Source organism: Pseudarthrobacter sp. NamB4 (assembly GCF_005796185.1).
Taxonomy (GTDB): domain Bacteria; phylum Actinomycetota; class Actinomycetes; order Actinomycetales; family Micrococcaceae; genus Arthrobacter.
The window spans coordinates 37787-53605 of record NZ_VAHM01000002.1; the positions used below are offsets into that span (position 1 = coordinate 37787).

A 15819-nucleotide genomic window follows, 5' to 3' on the forward strand; every position below is an offset into this window, starting at 1 on the left:
ACGAAGGAGCACCACCCATGACTGACGTTCTCTGGTTTTCTGACCTTGGCCTGTCCGATCTCGACCGAGTCGGCGGCAAGAACGCATCGCTCGGAGAGATGGTCCGGAACCTTGCCTCGGCGGGGGTCAAGGTTCCGGACGGTTTCGCTACGACGGCTGACGCCTACCGGCGTTTCCTGGCCGAATCCGGGCTGGACAGCCGGATCGAGGACATTATGGAGGGCCTGGACAGCGGCGATGTGGCCGCGTTGACCCTGGCCGGAAAGCAGATCCGCGACCTGATCCGCAGCACCCCTTTCGCTCCTGGGTTCGAGGAGCAGATCCGTGCCGCCTATGACCGGCTGACGGGCCAGCACGGCGGGGACGTGTCCTGGGCGGTGCGCTCCAGCGCCACGGCGGAAGACCTGCCGGATGCTTCCTTCGCCGGGCAGCAGGAGACCTACCTGAACATCCGGGGCGTGGACAATGTCCTGCTGGCAATCAAGGATGTCTTTGCCTCGCTCTACAACGACCGCGCCATCGCCTACCGCGTGCACCATGGGTTCACGCACTCGGAAGTGGCACTCTCGGCGGGCGTCCAGCGCATGGTCCGTTCCGACGTTGGCGCATCCGGCGTGATGTTCACGATGGACACCGAGTCGGGCTTCACCGACGCCGTTTTCATCACCTCGTCCTACGGCCTGGGCGAGGCCGTGGTCCAGGGCGCCGTGAACCCTGATGAGTTCTACGTCCACAAGCCGGCGCTCGCAGCCGGCCGGCCGGCAGTGCTCAAGCGCGGCCTGGGCGAAAAGGCTGTGCAGATGATCTACACGGAGTCCGAGGAGGTCGGAAAAACCGTGGACTTCGTCCCCGTGCAGCCGGACCAGCGCCGCCGCTTCAGCCTCACGGATGAGGAGGTGGAGCAGCTGGCCCGGCACGCGCTCGCCATTGAGGCGCACTACGGCCGCCCAATGGACATCGAGTGGGGCAAGGACGGTGTGGACGGGGAGCTGTACATCCTCCAGGCCCGGCCCGAGACCGTCGAATCCCGCAAGGCATCCGGCACCATCTCCCGCTACACGCTCACCGAGCGCTCGGCAGTCCTGGTCGAGGGCCGGGCCATCGGCCAGCGCATCGGTGCCGGCCAGGTGCGGGTGCTCAGCTCCATTGACCAGATGGCCTCCTTCCAGACGGGCGACGTCCTGGTGGCCAACATGACCGACCCCGACTGGGAACCGATCATGAAGAAGGCCGCCGCGATCGTCACGGACCGTGGCGGGCGTACCTGCCACGCAGCCATCATCGCCCGAGAACTCGGTATCCCGGCCGTCGTCGGAACCGGCAACGCCTCCCGGGTCCTGGCCGACGGCGCACCCGTCACCGTCTCCTGCGCGGAGGGTGAGGCAGGCTTCGTCTACGAGGGACTGCTCGACTACACGCTGCAGGAAACCAGCCTGGACACCATGCCGCCGGCGCCGGTCAAGATCATGATGAACGTCGGAACCCCCGAACAGGCCTTCAGCTTTGCAAAGCTGCCGCACCACGGCGTCGGCCTGGCACGGCTCGAATTCATCATCAACCGGCAGATCGGCATCCACCCCAACGCGCTGCTGGCCGTGGCCGGGGAGATCGCACGGCCCGCCTCGCTGTCCGACTACACCGTCCGGCAAATCCGGGAAAAGATCGCCGCCTACGACGGACCGCGGGACTACTACGTCAAGCGTCTCGCCGAGGGCATCTCCACCATCGCCGCGGCCTTCGCGCCGGAACCTGTGATCATCCGGCTCTCGGACTTCAAGTCCAATGAGTACGCCAACCTGGTGGGTGGTCCCGCCTTCGAGCCCTCCGAGGAAAACCCAATGATCGGGTACCGGGGCGCGTCCCGGTACCTCTCGGAATCCTTCCGCAAGGCCTTCGAACTCGAGTGCGAAGCCTTGAAGTTCGTCCGCAACGAGATGGGCCTGACCAACATCAAGATCATGGTTCCGTTCGTCCGCACCCTGGACGAGGCCCGCGGCGTCACCGAGCTCCTCGCCGCCAACGGGCTTAGCCGGGGTGAAAACGGGCTGGAAATCGTGATGATGTGCGAACTGCCCGCCAACGCCCTGCTCGCCGACGAGTTCCTGGAGTACTTCGACGGCTTCTCCATCGGCTCCAACGACCTGACCCAGCTCACTCTGGGACTTGACCGTGACTCGGCCCTGGTGGCCGAAGGGTTCGATGAGCGCAACCCTGCCGTCACCAAGCTCCTCGAAATGGCTATCGCCGCCTGCCGCGCCAAGGGCAGGTACGTCGGTATCTGCGGCCAGGGCCCCAGCGACCACCCGGACTTCGCGGAGTGGCTGCTGGAGCAGGGCATCAGCTCCATCTCGCTGAACCCGGACGCGGTCACCGAAACCTGGCTCCGCCTGGCGCGCACGAGCACCCGCACCGGCAACCGCTCCGCCGTCTGAATGACCGAAACCCAGACGGACACCGTGGGGGCGGGCAACCCGTCCGCCCCCACGGTGTTCTTCCTCTCGGACAGCACCGGCATCACGGCAGAAACACTCGGCAACACGCTGCTCACCCAGTTCCCCGGCCACCCGTTGGAGCGCCGGACCATCCCGTTCATCACCACGGTGGAGCAGGCGCACGAGGTGGTGGCTGTCATCGATCAGCTCGCTGCGGCCGGGCCGCGGCCGATCGTCTTTTCAACCGCCGTCAGCCAGGACGTCCGCTCCGTCCTGGCCCGCAGCCGAGGCCACTTTTTCGATCTGATCGGCGCCCACCTCGGCCAGTTGGAAGATGCCTTGGGCTCCTCCGCCAGCGGCCAGCCCGGCCAGGCCCACGGAGTGGGCGACGCCGTCCGCTACCAGTCGCGGATGGCTGCCGTCGAATATGCCATTGAGCACGACGACGGCCAGTCGCTGCGTGCGCTGGAGCGCGCTGAACTGATCCTCATCGCCCCGTCGCGCTGCGGCAAAACCCCCACCACCATGTACCTGGCGCTGCAGCACGGCATCCTCGCCGCCAATTTCCCCCTGGTGGAGGAAGACTTCGCCAGCCTGTCCCTGCCGAAACCCCTGCTGCCCTTCGCCAACAAATGCTTCGGGCTTACCTCCCAGCCCGTCCGGCTCAGCCAGATCCGCCAGGAACGCCGTCCCGGCAGCACCTATGCATCGCTGAACCAATGCACCTTCGAGCTGCGCAACGCCGAGGACATGTACCGGGCCAACAATGTGCCCTACGTGAACTCGGCGTCGATGTCGGTCGAGGAAATTTCAGCCACCGTTCTCCAACGGATGCAGCTGCACCACTAGGAGGCTTCCTGGGCCTGCAGCGCGTCTACCTCCGTGAGGACGGTCAGTTCCACGCTTGCCGGGCGCTCCACCGTGCTGTTGATGCTGACGGCCGCACCGCTGCGCGCCGATTCGAGGACGGACTCCATGACCTCCAGCGCGTGGTAGGCGAGGGCGCCTCCCGCGCGGGGCTCGCTGCCGGCAGGTGTGGCGGCGAGGTCAGCGATTCCAAACCCGCGTCCGGCATCAACATAGCCGGCCGACACGGGAAGGGTCTCCCACGCATCGGCACCCAGCGAGAACAGCTCAACGTCACCGTCAAAGTGGTTGGGGTCCGGAACCACCAGCGATCCGCGCTCGCCGTGGATCTCGATGTTCGGCGACTTGGACTTCACGGCGTCGAAGCTCATGAACAGGGTGGACATCGCACCGGAGGCATGGGTCAGGACACCAGTGACGTGGGAATCGATGGTGACGGGAATCTTTTCACCCTGGCGCGGCCCCGAACCGATGGTCCGCTCGCTGCGGGTGTGGCTCGCGGCACCCACCACCGACACCACCGGGCCCAGGAGGGTCACCAGGGCGGTCACGTAGTACGGGCCCATGTCCAGGAGGGGTCCGCCACCTGGCTGGTAGTAGAAATCCGGGTTCGGGTGCCAGCGCTCATGGCCGGGGGTCACCATGGTGGCGCTCGCAGAGATGGGCGCGCCGATGAGGCCGTCATCAATCGCCTTGCGCGCCGTCTGGAGGCCGGTGCCAAGCACCGTGTCAGGAGCGCAGCCGACGACGACGCCCGCCTCCCTCGCTGCGTCCAGCACCTGCCGTGCCTCCTCAGTGGTGGCGGCGAGAGGCTTCTCGCCGTACACGCTCTTGCCCGCTGCGATCGCCTTCAGCGCCACCTCAGCATGCGCCGCCGGGATGGTCAGGTTCAGGACCAGTTCGACGTCGTCCGCGGCCAGGAGTTCTTCCACGGACACGGCACGGACGCCCTCGTACTGCTCCGCCACGGCCTGCGCGCGCGCCGGATCCAGGTCCGCGACCGCCACGAGATCGATGTCATTGAGCTTCCGGAAGTTGGCGAGGTACTGCGCGATGATGGCGCCGCAGCCAACGATTCCTACTTTCAACGGCTTGCCCACAGCAGGCCCCTTTCAATGATGGTGCGGACGTTCTGGTCCTGGAGGACTTCGACCCTGTGGCCCGGGGTGGCGACAAATATCCGGCCCTTGCCCCACTGGCGGGTCCAGATGGCGGGGGAGGTGACCTCGCGGTTCCAGGGGTCCCACTCCCGGACCTTCTGCGTGGTGGTGGCCAGGACGTCGATGTAGTCGTCGGAGAGGACCCAGTACTGCTCGGTCACCAGGTCAAAGTCCTCGATGCCCTTGGTGATGGGGTGCTCGGCCGCTGCCGGCAGCATGTTCACCGTGTAGGGCACATAATTGTCCGACTGCTCGCCGGTGCACTCGTCCGGGTGCTTGCCCGGGTGGCAGGCGAACTGGCCACCGATCAGGTGCAGGTAGTCGGAGGTGTTGCGGTAGGAATCGGCAATGCCGCCGTGCCAGCCGGCCAGGCCGGTGCCGTTTTCCACGGCTGCCCGCAGTCCGGCGAACTCGTCCTTTTCGATGGTGCTCATGGTCATGCACTGCATGATCAGGTCCACCCCGGCCATGTAGTCGGCGTCGGCGTAGATTTTAGGGGATTCCTCCACCCTGACCTCGTAGCCCTGCTCCTTGAGGTAGGGGATGAACTCTTCAGTGGCTTCGACTGGCTGGTGTCCGTCCCAGCCGCCGCGCACCACCAGTGCTGATTTGTTCTGGCTTGTCATTGTTTCCTCTTAGGTTTATGTATTCAGCGCGTGCTGAAGGCGGCATCGAAGGCAGCTGCAGGCGGGGCAATTTGGGCAAGTTCCTGCACCATCGCCAGTGCCTGCGGTGCACCGATGAGCCGGTCCATTCCGGCGTCTTCCCATTCGATGCTGGTGGGGCCTTCGTAGCCGATGGCGTTCAGGGTCCGGAAAATCCGGTTCCACTGCACATCGCCGTGCCCGGCAGTCACAAAGTCCCAGCCCCGGCGCGGATCCGCCCAGGCCAGGTGGGAGCCCAGCCGCCCGTTGCGGCCGTCAAGCTGCCGGATGGATTCCTTCACGTGGACATGGAGGATGTGCTCTGCGAAGTCCTGCAGGAACATCACCGGATCCAGGTCCTGCCAGATGAAGTGGGACGGATCAAAATTCAGCCCGAAGCTCTTGCGGTGCCCGATGGCCTCCAGGGTCCGCTTTGCAGTCCAGTAGTCGTAAGCGATTTCGGACGGGTGGACCTCCAGGGCGAAGCGGACCCCCTCCTCCTCAAAGACGTCCAGGATGGGATTCCAGCGGTCCGCGAAGTCTTGGTAGCCGGCGTCGATCATTGCCTCGGAGGCGGGCGGAAACATGGCGACGGCCTTCCAGATGGAGGAGCCGGTGAAGCCTGTCACCGTTTTGACGCCCAGCCGCGCAGCTGCCCGGGCGGTGTCCTTCATCGACTCCGCGGCCCGGCGGCGCACACCTTCGGGGTCACCGTCGCCCCAGATTTCCGCGGACAGAATGCCCTGGTGGCGTTCGTCAATGGGGTCGTCGCACACTGCCTGCCCGGTGAGGTGATTGGCGATCGCGTAAACCTTCAGGTTGTTTTTCTCGAGGATGTCCAGCCTGCCCTGGAGGTAGTTGTCGTCCTCGGCGGCGCGGCGCGGGTCCAGGTGGTCGCCCCAGCAGGCGATCTCAAGTCCGTCGAAGCCCCACTCGCCGGCGAGCCGGGCCACTTCCTCGAAGGGCAGGTCGGCCCACTGGCCGGTGAAAAGTGTGATTGGTCGTGTCATCAAGTCTCCTTGGTTGTGCTGAAGCTGGGCGGCCTGGCTCAGACCTTCTGCCACTGGCTGGCATTGGCGGCACTGGATTCCACCGCCGCGAGGACCCGCTGGACCTGCAGGGCGTCCGCGAAGGATGGTTCCGGCTGCCGGCCCTCACCGATGGCCGTGACGAGGTCCACCACCTGGTGCGTGAAGCCGTGCTCGTAGCCCAGCCAATGGCCCGTGGGCCACCAGTTGCCGACGTAGGGGTGCTCGGGCTCCGTCACGTAAATCCGCCGGAAGCCGGCATCGGGGGATTCAGCGGCGTCGTAGAAGTTCAAGACGTTCATGTCCTCAAAGTCAAAGGCCAGGGAGCCCTTGGTGCCGTTGACCTCCAGGCGCATCGCGTTCTTCCGGCCCAGCGCGTACCGCGTTGCTTCAAAGACGCCTATGGTGCCCGTGGAGCCGGTGCTGCCGTCGAACTTTGCGCTGAAGATCGCCGCGTCATCAACGGTGACCGCTCCACGGGGCGCGTCACTGCTGATGTCCCCGTGGCCGCCGAGCCCCACCATTTCGCCCGCCAGCGGCCGCTCAGTGACAAACGTTTCGAGCAGTGCGGACACGCCGCTGATGTTCTGGCCCGTAACCCACTGGGCCGCATCAATGCTGTGTGCTCCGATGTCCCCCAGCGAACCGGACCCGGACTTGCTCTTGTCCAGCCGCCAGGTCATCGGGGCGTTGGCATCTGTCAGCCAGTCCTGCAGGTACTGGGCCCGTACGTGGCGGATGTCGCCGAGCCGGCCCTGTTCAACGAACCGCTTGGCCAGTGCCAGCGCAGGGGTGCGGCGGTAGCTGAAGCCGCACATTGACCTGATGCCCTGCTTGGCGGCAGTTTCCGCCGCCAGTGTCATCCTTTCCGCTTCCTCCACCGAGTTCGCCAGCGGCTTCTCGCACAGAACGTGTTTGCCTGCCTCAAGGGCTGCGATGGCAATCTCGGCATGGGTGTTGCCGGGCGTGCAGATGTCGATGAGGTCGATGTCGTCCCGCTCGAGCAGGCGGCGCCAGTCAGTCTCGACAGATTCCCAGCCGAGCTTGTCGGCCGCGGCGCGTGCACCCTCGGCGTTGCGGCCGGCGACGGCGGTGAGCTCCGGCTGCAGCGGCAGGTCGAAGAACCGGGGCGCCGTGCGCCAGGCGTGGGAGTGGGCTGCACCCATGAAGGCATAGCCCACCATGCCAACCCGCAGGGGCTTTGCGGTGGTCATATGAATGTTCCTTTCTATTTGCTGAAGCCGGCGGTGAGGCCGCTGAGCAGCTGGCGGCGGCCGACGACGTAGAGCACCAGGATGGGCAGCGTGCTCAGCATCACCGAGGCGAGAACGGCCGGGATGTTGACGCTGTACTCGCCCTGGAAGGTCCACAACGCGAGGGGCAGGACGCGCAGGTCGGGGCTCTGGGTGAGGACTAGCGGAAGCAGGAACCCGTTCCAGACGTGCAGGCCGTTGTAGATGGCGACGGTCACGATCGCCGGACGGGTCAGCGGGAGGGCCAGCCGCCACATGATCTGCCACTCGCTGCAGCCGTCCAGCCGCATCGATTCGAACAGTTCGTTCGGCACGTCGCGGATGAAGTTGGACAGGATCAGCACCGTCAGCGGGATGGCGAAGGCAATGGACGGCAGTATCAGAGCCAGCAGGCTGTCGTACAGGTTCAGCCGGATGATCATCAGGTAGATCGGAATGATCGTTGCCTGGAGCGGAATCGCCAGGCCCATCAGGAACATCCCGTTGACCACTTTGAGGAACCGGCCGCTGCCCCGGACGATGGCGAAGGAGGCCATGAACGAAATCAGCACCGCGGGGGCCACGGCACCGATGGTGACGATGGCACTGTTCATGAAGTACCTGGCGAAATTCGCCTCAATCACCAGCTGGTAGTTCTCCAGCGTGGGCGAGGTGGGAAGAGCCAAAGGGTTTTGGCCGAAGTAGCCTTCCTGCGTCTTCAGGCTGGTGATCACGACGTAATACACCGGGATGATGATGATGGCCAACCAGAGCCAGCCGCCCAGCCCTGCAGGGATGTTGAGCCGCCGCAGCCTGGAGCCCAGGCCGCGTGTGCGGGCTGCGGAGTTGGCGGGCGAGCCGGCCCTGGCTTCCTCCGTGCTGGTGTTCAAGACGGTACTCACGCTACAGACCTTCCAACTGGCTGCCCTGCTTGTCCTTGCCTCCAAGGCGCTGGAGGAGCAAGGCAAGGGCAAGGCCGATGACTACGAGAATGACGGCGATGACGCTCGCCGGGCCCATCAGGTTGGCCCGGAAGCCCCGCAGGTACATGTCCAGGGCCAGAATCCGGGTGGAGTTTCCGGGCCCGCCGCCGGTGAGAACGAAGATCAGGTCGAAGTACGTCAATGAGCCCACCACCATCAGGGTGGACGAGGTGATGATGGTGTACTTCAACTGGGGCAGGGTGATGTGGAAGAACTGCTTGATGGTACCCGCGCCGTCGATCTCCGCAGCCTCGTACAGGGACTTCGGGATCTGCCGCACGCCGCCCTGGTAGATCAGCGTATGGAACGGCACGAACTGCCAGGCGATCACAAAGATGACCAGGCCCAGGGCCAGGTGCGGAACACCCAGCCAGTCCTGTGCCAGGAAGGGCAGTCCAAGGCCGGTGGCAAGGCCGAAGTTCGGATCCAGCAGCGCCTTGAAGGCAATGGCCACCGCAGCTGAGGAGAGCAGCAGGGGCAGGAAGTACAGCACCGCCAGGGCGGCCCGGTAGCGCTGGCTTCCTGCGGTGAAGACCCCCAGGAGGAGGCTGATCGGAGTCTGGACGAGCCAGGAGGCGATCATGATCAGGAAGGTCAGCCCCAGGGCGTTGTACAGCCCTGGGTCCGCGAGCACCGAGAACCAGTTGTCCATTCCCGCCAGCCCGATGGAGCCGATGCCGTCCCAGTTGGCGAAGCTCAGGATGAACACGCCCGCCAGCGGCACCACGGCGAAGACCAGGAAGAAGAACAAGGCGGGCACGGTCAGCCACGCAAGCGCGGCCTTGCGCTTTTCAGTCTGTTGGGACTCGCCCCTGCTGACAGCAGTGCGGGGCGAAGTGGAGACAGTGTTACTCATTTTCCGAGGGTGGCATTCATGTTCTCGGCGAACTGCTGCGGGGTGATCGACTTCAGGAACAACTGGTCGATGTTGTTCAGCAGGGCCTCGGCGGCGGTGGGGCTGAGAGCCTGGTCCCAGGACTGCTGGAAGTTCGGTGCGTTCTTGGCCAGGTCGTAGACGAAGTTCAGGAACTCCTTGTCCTCGGACGTGTTCAGCTTGTCCTCGATGCCGTTGACAATGGGAACGGACCCGGAGGCGATGTAGGTGTCAATGACCGTCTCGGTCAGGATGCCGTCCTTGAAGAACTTCTTCGCCGACTCCTTCTCCTGGTCTGTGGCCTTGGAGGAGATTGACATGTACTGCGCGGGGTTTCCGACCCCGTTCTTGGGGTCGCCCTTGCCGCCGGCAACGGTGGGGAAGTGGACGAAGCCCAGTTTTCCGCTTTGGACGAAGTTCTGGCCGCCCTTCTTCATGGCGCCGTAGGTCCAGGAGCCGTGCAGCATCATGGCTGCCTTGCCCGTGAAGAGCAGGGCCTGGTCAGCGTTGGAGTCGGCGGCGATCGAGGAGAAGCCCTTGATAAAGCCTTCCGCTGAGACGAGTTCCTGAATCTTGGTGCCCGTCTCGATGACCGCCGGATCCAGCCAGGCATCGGGCTTGCCTTCGAAGATGGCGTTGAAGACCTCGTGGCCGCCGATGCGGTCCAGCAGGTATTCAAGCCACATCATGGAGGTCCAGCGTGACTGGCCACCGAGCGAGAAGGGGGCGACGCCCATGTCGTTGAAGGTCTTGACCAGCGACATGACGTCGTCCCAGGTCTTGGGCGGCTGTGCGCCTGCCTTTTCGAACAGCTCCTTGTTGTAGAACAGGACAATGGGGGCGACGTACTGGTTGGGCAGGGCGTAAATCTTCCCGTCCACGGTTGCTGCGCCGAAGGAGGACGGGAAGAACTTTTCCTTCAGGTCCTTGTTCTCCTCAAACCAGCTGGTCAGGTCCTCCACCTGGTTTGCCTCGGCGTAGGTCTTCAAGGTGCCGCCGCCCCAGCCGTAGATGATGGTGGGGGCCTGGCCGGCACCGATGGCGGTCTTGATCTTGGTCTTGTACGCGTCGTTCTGGAAGTACGTCACGGAAATCTTGTTGTCCGGGTTTGCCGAATTGAAGGTGTCCACGGCCTTCTGCATGGTGGTCTGGTTCGGCTCGCCGGAGAGGTACCACATGCTGGCGCCCCCGCCGCCACTGGCCGTGCCCGGTCCGGATGTCCCGCAGGCGCTGGTGGCCGCGACGGCGAAGGGGGTGAGGGCGGCAAGTGCGAGGAAAGAGCGGCGGGAGGTCTGGGGCTGCTTCATTGCTTCTCCATCTGGAATTTGCTTCTTTGCAAGTATCGGAGCCGTGGCTCCGCTCCACTTTTCGAAATATTTCGAACCTGTGGTTTAGGTCACTCTCTAAACTAAAGCCGCTTAAACCGCCGCGGTCAAGAGGAAGCGCGCACAATTTTTGGTCAACCTTTCAGCGACTCGAACCCCTCTTGACGCTTGAAGCAGGCATGGACAGAATGAGATTTCCGAAAGATTCGAAAGATTGCGATCGCGAATGACAACCAAAACGCCACACCGGACCAAGCCGACGCTCGCCTCGGTGGCGCGGCAGGCCGGCGTCTCGGCGCCCACAGTTTCCAAAGTGGTGAACGGCAGGGACGATGTTGCCCCTGAAACCCGGGCCCGCATCCTGGCCGCGCTGGAGCAGTCCGGCTACCAGTCACCCCAGCTGCGGCGGCCGGCGGCGGATACCGGCACCGTTGTTGAGGTGGTGATCGACGTGCTCGACTCGGCCTACATGATTGAGGTCCTCAACGGGATACTGCAGTTCGCCGCAGGCGCCGACGTGGAGATCCTGGTCAGTGTCACTGGCCGTGGGAACCCCAGCCTGCCCAGCCCCGAGCGCCGCGCCCAGCGCATGCTGGACGAGGGCAGGGCGGGGATGATCGTGGTGACCTCCGCTTTCAGCGAGGCGCAACTGCAGGCGTTCCGGCGCCGCAAGATTCCCGTCGTCGTCATCGATCCGCTCAACCCGCCTTCGGCTGATGTGGTCAGCGTGGGAGCCACTAACTGGGCCGGCGGCAAGGCCGCTACGGAACACCTGCTGGACCTGGGGCACCGCCGCATCGCGTACATTGGCGGAATCGAGAACGCCGAGTGCAACCAGGCGCGGCTGCATGGCTACATGGCGGCCCTGATGGCCCGCGGCGTCACGGTGGATCCGCGGTACATCGTTTCGGGCGGCAGGTTCCGGCGGGAAAGCGGTGTTGCCGGGTTCCAGGAGCTGCTCAAACTTGACCAGCTGCCCACGGCAATTTTTGCGGGCAGCGACACCATCGCACTGGGCGTCCTCAGCGAAGCCGGCCGCCATGGTGTCAGGGTTCCCGAGGACCTCAGCCTGATCGGCTTTGACGGCACCAAGCAGGGCGCCGAATCCGTCCCTTCGCTCAGCTCCGTAGCCCAGCCGCTGGAGGAAATGGGGCGCGCGGCACTGCGGTCAGTGCTGCGCCAGGCCGACGGCGAATTCCCCGATTCCCACCGGGTGGAACTTGCCACCCACCTCATAGTCCGCGACTCCACCGCGCCTCCGGCAACCGTTGACTAGAAATGAAGCCGCAACGATGAAAATCACCAATCTCGACACCGTCGTCGTCGATTTTTACCGGACAAACCTCATCTTCGTCCGACTGAACACCGATGCCGGCATCACTGGCGTCGCCGAGGCAACCCTTGAGGGACAGGAACACGCCGTCCTCGGCGCCGTCGCGATCCTTGCCGACGCCGTGCGCGGCAAGGACCCCACAAGAATTTCCCAGATCATCTACGAACTTAACCGCGATGCCTACTGGCGCGGTGGGCCCGTGACGATGACAGCGCTCAGCGCCCTTGAAATGGCGATGTGGGATGTGTCCGCGCGCGCCCTCGGTGTGCCGGTCCACCGCATGCTGGGCGGGCAGGTCCGGGACAGGGTCCGCGCCTACGCCAACGGCTGGTTCTCAGGAGCCACATGCCCGGAGGACTTCGCCGAGGCTGCTCTGCAGACGGTTGCCCAGGGTTTCCGCGGACTCAAATGGGACCCCTTCGAAGCGGCAGACCTCACGCTCGGGCCGGGCGACCTGCACCGGATGCTGGAGCCTGTTGCCGCCGTCCGGGACGCTGTTGGCGATGATGTGGAGCTGTTCATCGAAGGGCATGGCAGGTTCGACGTCCCCACTGCCATCCGTGTGGCACGGGAACTTGAGCAGTTCCAGCCGGTGTTCTTCGAAGAGCCGTGCCCGCCGGACGGGATCGACGCGCTGATTGAGGTCCGCTCCAAGTCTCCCGTGCCGATTGCGGCAGGGGAGCGGTGGTTCGGGCGGAGCACTTTCGTCCCCGTCCTCGCCAGGAACGCCGTTGACTTCATCCAGCCGGACGTCACCCACGCCGGCGGCCTGCTGGAACTGTCCTTCATCTCCACTCTGGCCGCCGCCCACTACATACCGTTCGCACCCCACAACCCCAGCGGCCCCCTCAGTACTGCCGCAACCCTGCAGCTTGGCGCCGCGCTGCCCAACTTCCGGTATCTGGAAATCATGGCCACCGACGTGCCCTGGCGCAGTGAAATATCCAACGAGCGCCTCCAGCTGACGGAGGACGGCGACGTGCTCATCCCTGAAGGTCCAGGCCTGGGCATCGACCTCGATTTCGACGCGATGGCCGAGCACCCTTTCACGCCCCATCCCATGCGGATCTTCACGGACGCCGTCGCCGACATCCGCCCGCCGGACGCTCGCTCCTACTTTAACCTCGAGCCCGTGTGGGGCTAGCTGCCGACGGCCAGGAGCCGTTGGATCTGCTCCGCGGCGTCACTGTCCGGAGCGGGCGTATAGACCACGATATGGAGATCGGGCCGGTCCGAGGGCGAGACCTGGTGGTGCTCCAGCCTCAGGACGCCCACTGAGGGGTGGCGGAACAGCCGCTCGCGGGATTCGAAGCCCAGGATGTCGTACCGGTCCCAGCCTTCCTTGAACTCCGGGCTCGTTTCCTTGAGCCGCTCCACCTGGTACGACACGTCAGGATCGCCGAGCCTCTGCCCGGCTTCTGCCCTGAATTCCGCCAAGAACCGCCTGCTGGTGACGTCCCAGTCGGGGAGCAGTTCCTTCACATACGGGTCGGTAAAGACGAGCCACAACAGGTTCCGCTCGGGTGCGGCGACCTTGGCGATGTTGGGATACAGGGCGGCGTAGGCCCGGTTCCACCCCATGACGCTCCAGTCCGGGGCCAAGGCGAAGGCCGGATTGGGGCCCAGGGCGTTGAGGAGGCGTTGGATGTGCGCCGGCGCATCGGCAGCCTCCGGACGCGCAGAAACAGGCGCAGAATAACCGCCCAGCGACAGGATGTAGGAACGCCCGGTCTCCGAAAGGTGCAGGGTCCGGGCCACGGCCTCCAGCACCTCGCGTGAAGGCCTGATGTCCCGGCCCTGCTCAAGCCAGGTGTACCAAGTGACACTGACTCCGGACAGGAAGGCCACTTCCTCCCGCCGCAGCCCCCGTTCCCGCCGTCGGGCCACCGGCGGCAAGGCGTACTCGGATCTCAGCGCCTGGTCGCGGCGTGCCCGCAGGTAAAGACCCAGTTCCTTGCGCTTCTCGCCCGCCTCTTTCACGTTCTCCAACACTAGTACCGTGGTACTCCTGCTACTAGTATCAGCACTGTCTTCCGCTGGCCGGGCAGGAACGGCAGGATCGGTACCATGCCTCCTCTTCGTTCACGCACTGTCACCCACGGCCGCAACATGGCCGGCGCCCGCGCACTGCTGCGCGCCTCCGGCGTCGCCAACACGGACATCGGCAAGCCGATCATCGCCGTGGCCAACTCCTTCACGGAATTCGTCCCCGGCCACACCCACCTGGCCCCCGTGGGCCGGATCGTCTCCGATGCGATCCTCGCCGCCGGCGCCGTGCCGCGCGAGTTCAACACCATCGCCGTGGACGACGGCATCGCCATGGGCCACAGCGGCATGCTTTATTCGCTGCCTTCCCGCGACCTGATCGCCGACTCCGTGGAGTACATGGTCAACGCACACTGTGCCGACGCACTGGTCTGCATCTCCAACTGCGACAAGATCACCCCGGGCATGCTCATGGCCGCGCTGCGCCTGAACATCCCCACCGTGTTCGTCTCCGGCGGCCCCATGGAAGCCGGCCGAGTGACCCTGACCGACGGCTCCGTGCGCTCCCTGGACCTGGTGAATGCGATCGCCGACGCCGTGGACGAGTCCATCTCCGATGAAGACATCAGCCTCATCGAAGAGAACGCCTGCCCCACCTGCGGCTCCTGCTCCGGCATGTTCACCGCCAACTCCATGAACTGCCTCACCGAGGCCATCGGCCTGTCCCTGCCGGGCAACGGCTCCGTGCTTGCCACCCACACAGCGCGCAAGGCGCTGTACGAGAAGGCCGGCTCCACCGTCGTCGAGCTGGTGAAGCGCTATTACGACGGCGACGACGACTCGGTGCTGCCGCGCTCCATCGCCACCGCCAAGGCCTTCGACAATGCCATGGCCCTGGACATCTCCATGGGCGGCTCCACCAACACCATCCTGCACCTGCTGGCCGCTGCGCAGGAGGCGGGCGTGGACTACGGCCTGGCCGAGATGGATGCCAAGTCCCGCCAGGTGCCCTGCCTGGCCAAGGTGGCCCCGAACGTCGCCAAGGACAAGACCTACTACATGGAGGACGTGCACCGCGCCGGCGGCATTCCCGCCCTGCTGGGCGAGCTGAACCGCGGCGGGCTCCTGCACAAGGACGTCCACTCCGTGCACTCCGCCGACCTGGACGGCTGGCTGGATGACTGGGATATCCGCGGCGGCAAGGCCAGCAAAGAGGCGAAGGCCTTGTGGCACGCCGCTCCCGGCGGAGTCCGCTCCTCCACAGCGTTCTCCCAGTCGAACGAGTGGACCTCCTTGGACACCGATGCGGCGGAGGGCTGCATCCGCTCCGTGGGACACGCCTACTCGAAGGACGGCGGGCTGGCCGTGCTCCGCGGCAACGTGGCCATCGACGGCGCCGTGGTGAAGACTGCCGGCGTGGACGAGTCCATCTGGACCTTCGAAGGCCCGGCCGTTGTGTGCGAGTCCCAGGACGAAGCCGTGGAAAAGATCCTGAACAAAACCGTCAAGGAAGGCGACGTGGTGGTCATCCGCTACGAAGGCCCCAGGGGCGGCCCGGGCATGCAGGAAATGCTTTACCCGACGTCGTTCCTCAAGGGCCGTGGCCTGGGCAAGAAGTGCGCCCTCATCACCGACGGCCGCTTCTCCGGCGGCACCTCCGGCCTGTCGATCGGGCACATCTCCCCGGAAGCTGCCTCCGGCGGCACCATCGCCCTGGTGGAGGACGGCGACATCATCAGCATCGACATCACGCAGCGCTCCCTCCAGTTGCAGGTTTCCGACGAGGTCCTCGCCGAACGCCGCGAAAAACTGGAAGTCAACGGCGGTTACAAGGCCAAGAACCGGGACCGCCAGGTATCGCCGGCCCTGCGCGCCTACGCCGCGATGGCCCTGTCTGCAGATAAGGGTGCGGTGCGGGACGTGTCACTCGTGGAGAGCCTCGTCTAAGGCTGCGC

13 protein-coding genes are annotated in these 15819 nt (G+C 65.1%); 5 read left to right on the forward strand and 8 right to left on the reverse strand.

What is annotated here, in order from left to right; all coding sequences use genetic code 11:
• Nucleotides 1-17 precede the first annotated feature (17 nt).
• The gene (gene ppsA, locus FDW81_RS01685) at nucleotides 18-2432 is read left to right on the forward strand and encodes a phosphoenolpyruvate synthase (RefSeq protein ID WP_138132397.1); all 2415 of its coding nucleotides are present in this window, start codon (nucleotides 18-20) and stop codon (nucleotides 2430-2432) included.
• The gene (locus FDW81_RS01690; RefSeq protein ID WP_138132398.1) at nucleotides 2433-3281 is read left to right on the forward strand and encodes a pyruvate, water dikinase regulatory protein; all 849 of its coding nucleotides are present in this window, start codon (nucleotides 2433-2435) and stop codon (nucleotides 3279-3281) included. It abuts the gene before it with no gap.
• Here the strand turns inward: FDW81_RS01690 and FDW81_RS01695 are convergent.
• The 7 genes from FDW81_RS01695 to FDW81_RS01725 form a co-directional block, all read right to left on the reverse strand.
• The gene (locus tag FDW81_RS01695) at nucleotides 3278-4399 is read right to left on the reverse strand and encodes a Gfo/Idh/MocA family protein (RefSeq protein ID WP_138132399.1); all 1122 of its coding nucleotides are present in this window, start codon (nucleotides 4397-4399) and stop codon (nucleotides 3278-3280) included. The genes FDW81_RS01690 and FDW81_RS01695 overlap by 4 nt on opposite strands.
• Nucleotides 4384-5085, reverse strand: coding sequence for a ThuA domain-containing protein (locus FDW81_RS01700; protein WP_138132400.1), 702 nt, complete (start codon nucleotides 5083-5085; stop codon nucleotides 4384-4386). Before FDW81_RS01700 ends, FDW81_RS01695 begins: the two co-directional genes overlap by 16 nt.
• A gap of 23 nt (nucleotides 5086-5108) precedes the next feature.
• A complete protein-coding gene (locus FDW81_RS01705) occupies nucleotides 5109-6113 on the reverse strand; it encodes a sugar phosphate isomerase/epimerase (RefSeq protein ID WP_138132401.1) in 1005 nt (334 codons plus the stop codon).
• Nucleotides 6114-6151: 38 nt separating this feature from the next.
• Nucleotides 6152-7345 carry a Gfo/Idh/MocA family protein gene (locus FDW81_RS01710; RefSeq protein ID WP_138132402.1) on the reverse strand — a complete coding sequence of 398 codons (1194 nt, stop codon included), beginning with the start codon at nucleotides 7343-7345 and terminating at the stop codon, nucleotides 6152-6154.
• Nucleotides 7346-7359: 14 nt separating this feature from the next.
• The gene (locus FDW81_RS01715; RefSeq protein WP_370278688.1) at nucleotides 7360-8187 is read right to left on the reverse strand and encodes a carbohydrate ABC transporter permease; all 828 of its coding nucleotides are present in this window, start codon (nucleotides 8185-8187) and stop codon (nucleotides 7360-7362) included.
• A 79-nt stretch (nucleotides 8188-8266) separates the two neighbouring features.
• Nucleotides 8267-9202: a carbohydrate ABC transporter permease gene (locus FDW81_RS01720; protein ID WP_138132404.1), complete on the reverse strand. Its 936-nt coding sequence runs from the start codon at nucleotides 9200-9202 to the stop codon at nucleotides 8267-8269.
• Nucleotides 9199-10527, reverse strand: a complete 1329-nt coding sequence (locus FDW81_RS01725; protein ID WP_138132405.1) for an extracellular solute-binding protein — start codon at nucleotides 10525-10527, stop codon at nucleotides 9199-9201. Before FDW81_RS01725 ends, FDW81_RS01720 begins: the two co-directional genes overlap by 4 nt.
• Before the next feature lie 244 nt (nucleotides 10528-10771).
• Between FDW81_RS01725 and FDW81_RS01730 the strand changes: the two genes are divergently transcribed.
• Complete coding sequence (locus FDW81_RS01730; protein WP_138132406.1) at nucleotides 10772-11821, forward strand: LacI family DNA-binding transcriptional regulator; 1050 nt, start codon at nucleotides 10772-10774, stop codon at nucleotides 11819-11821.
• A 16-nt stretch (nucleotides 11822-11837) separates the two neighbouring features.
• Complete coding sequence (locus tag FDW81_RS01735) at nucleotides 11838-13022, forward strand: mandelate racemase/muconate lactonizing enzyme family protein (RefSeq protein ID WP_138132407.1); 1185 nt, start codon at nucleotides 11838-11840, stop codon at nucleotides 13020-13022.
• On the opposite strand, the gene FDW81_RS01740 is transcribed toward FDW81_RS01735, so the two are convergent.
• Complete coding sequence (locus FDW81_RS01740; RefSeq protein WP_138132408.1) at nucleotides 13019-13870, reverse strand: helix-turn-helix transcriptional regulator; 852 nt, start codon at nucleotides 13868-13870, stop codon at nucleotides 13019-13021. The genes FDW81_RS01735 and FDW81_RS01740 overlap by 4 nt on opposite strands.
• Before the next feature lie 75 nt (nucleotides 13871-13945).
• Here FDW81_RS01740 and ilvD point away from each other — a divergent pair, with 75 nt between their 5' ends.
• Entirely contained in the window at nucleotides 13946-15811 is a 1866-nt protein-coding gene (ilvD, locus tag FDW81_RS01745; RefSeq protein WP_138132409.1) for a dihydroxy-acid dehydratase, read from the forward strand.
• Nucleotides 15812-15819 lie beyond the last annotated feature (8 nt).

Bases quoted from the DNA above. Each gene is read 5' to 3' on its own strand.
- ppsA (WP_138132397.1), top strand. From the start codon at position 18: ATGACTGACGTTCTCTGGTTTTCTGACCTTGGCCTGTCCGATCTCGAC.
- FDW81_RS01690 (WP_138132398.1), top strand. From the start codon at position 2,433: ATGACCGAAACCCAGACGGACACCGTGGGGGCGGGCAACCCGTCCGCC.
- FDW81_RS01700 (WP_138132400.1), bottom strand. From the start codon at position 5,085: ATGACAAGCCAGAACAAATCAGCACTGGTGGTGCGCGGCGGCTGGGAC.
- FDW81_RS01705 (WP_138132401.1), bottom strand. From the start codon at position 6,113: ATGACACGACCAATCACACTTTTCACCGGCCAGTGGGCCGACCTGCCC.
- FDW81_RS01710 (WP_138132402.1), bottom strand. From the start codon at position 7,345: ATGACCACCGCAAAGCCCCTGCGGGTTGGCATGGTGGGCTATGCCTTC.
- FDW81_RS01720 (WP_138132404.1), bottom strand. From the start codon at position 9,202: ATGAGTAACACTGTCTCCACTTCGCCCCGCACTGCTGTCAGCAGGGGC.
- FDW81_RS01725 (WP_138132405.1), bottom strand. From the start codon at position 10,527: ATGAAGCAGCCCCAGACCTCCCGCCGCTCTTTCCTCGCACTTGCCGCC.
- FDW81_RS01730 (WP_138132406.1), top strand. From the start codon at position 10,772: ATGACAACCAAAACGCCACACCGGACCAAGCCGACGCTCGCCTCGGTG.
- FDW81_RS01735 (WP_138132407.1), top strand. From the start codon at position 11,838: ATGAAAATCACCAATCTCGACACCGTCGTCGTCGATTTTTACCGGACA.
- ilvD (WP_138132409.1), top strand. From the start codon at position 13,946: ATGCCTCCTCTTCGTTCACGCACTGTCACCCACGGCCGCAACATGGCC.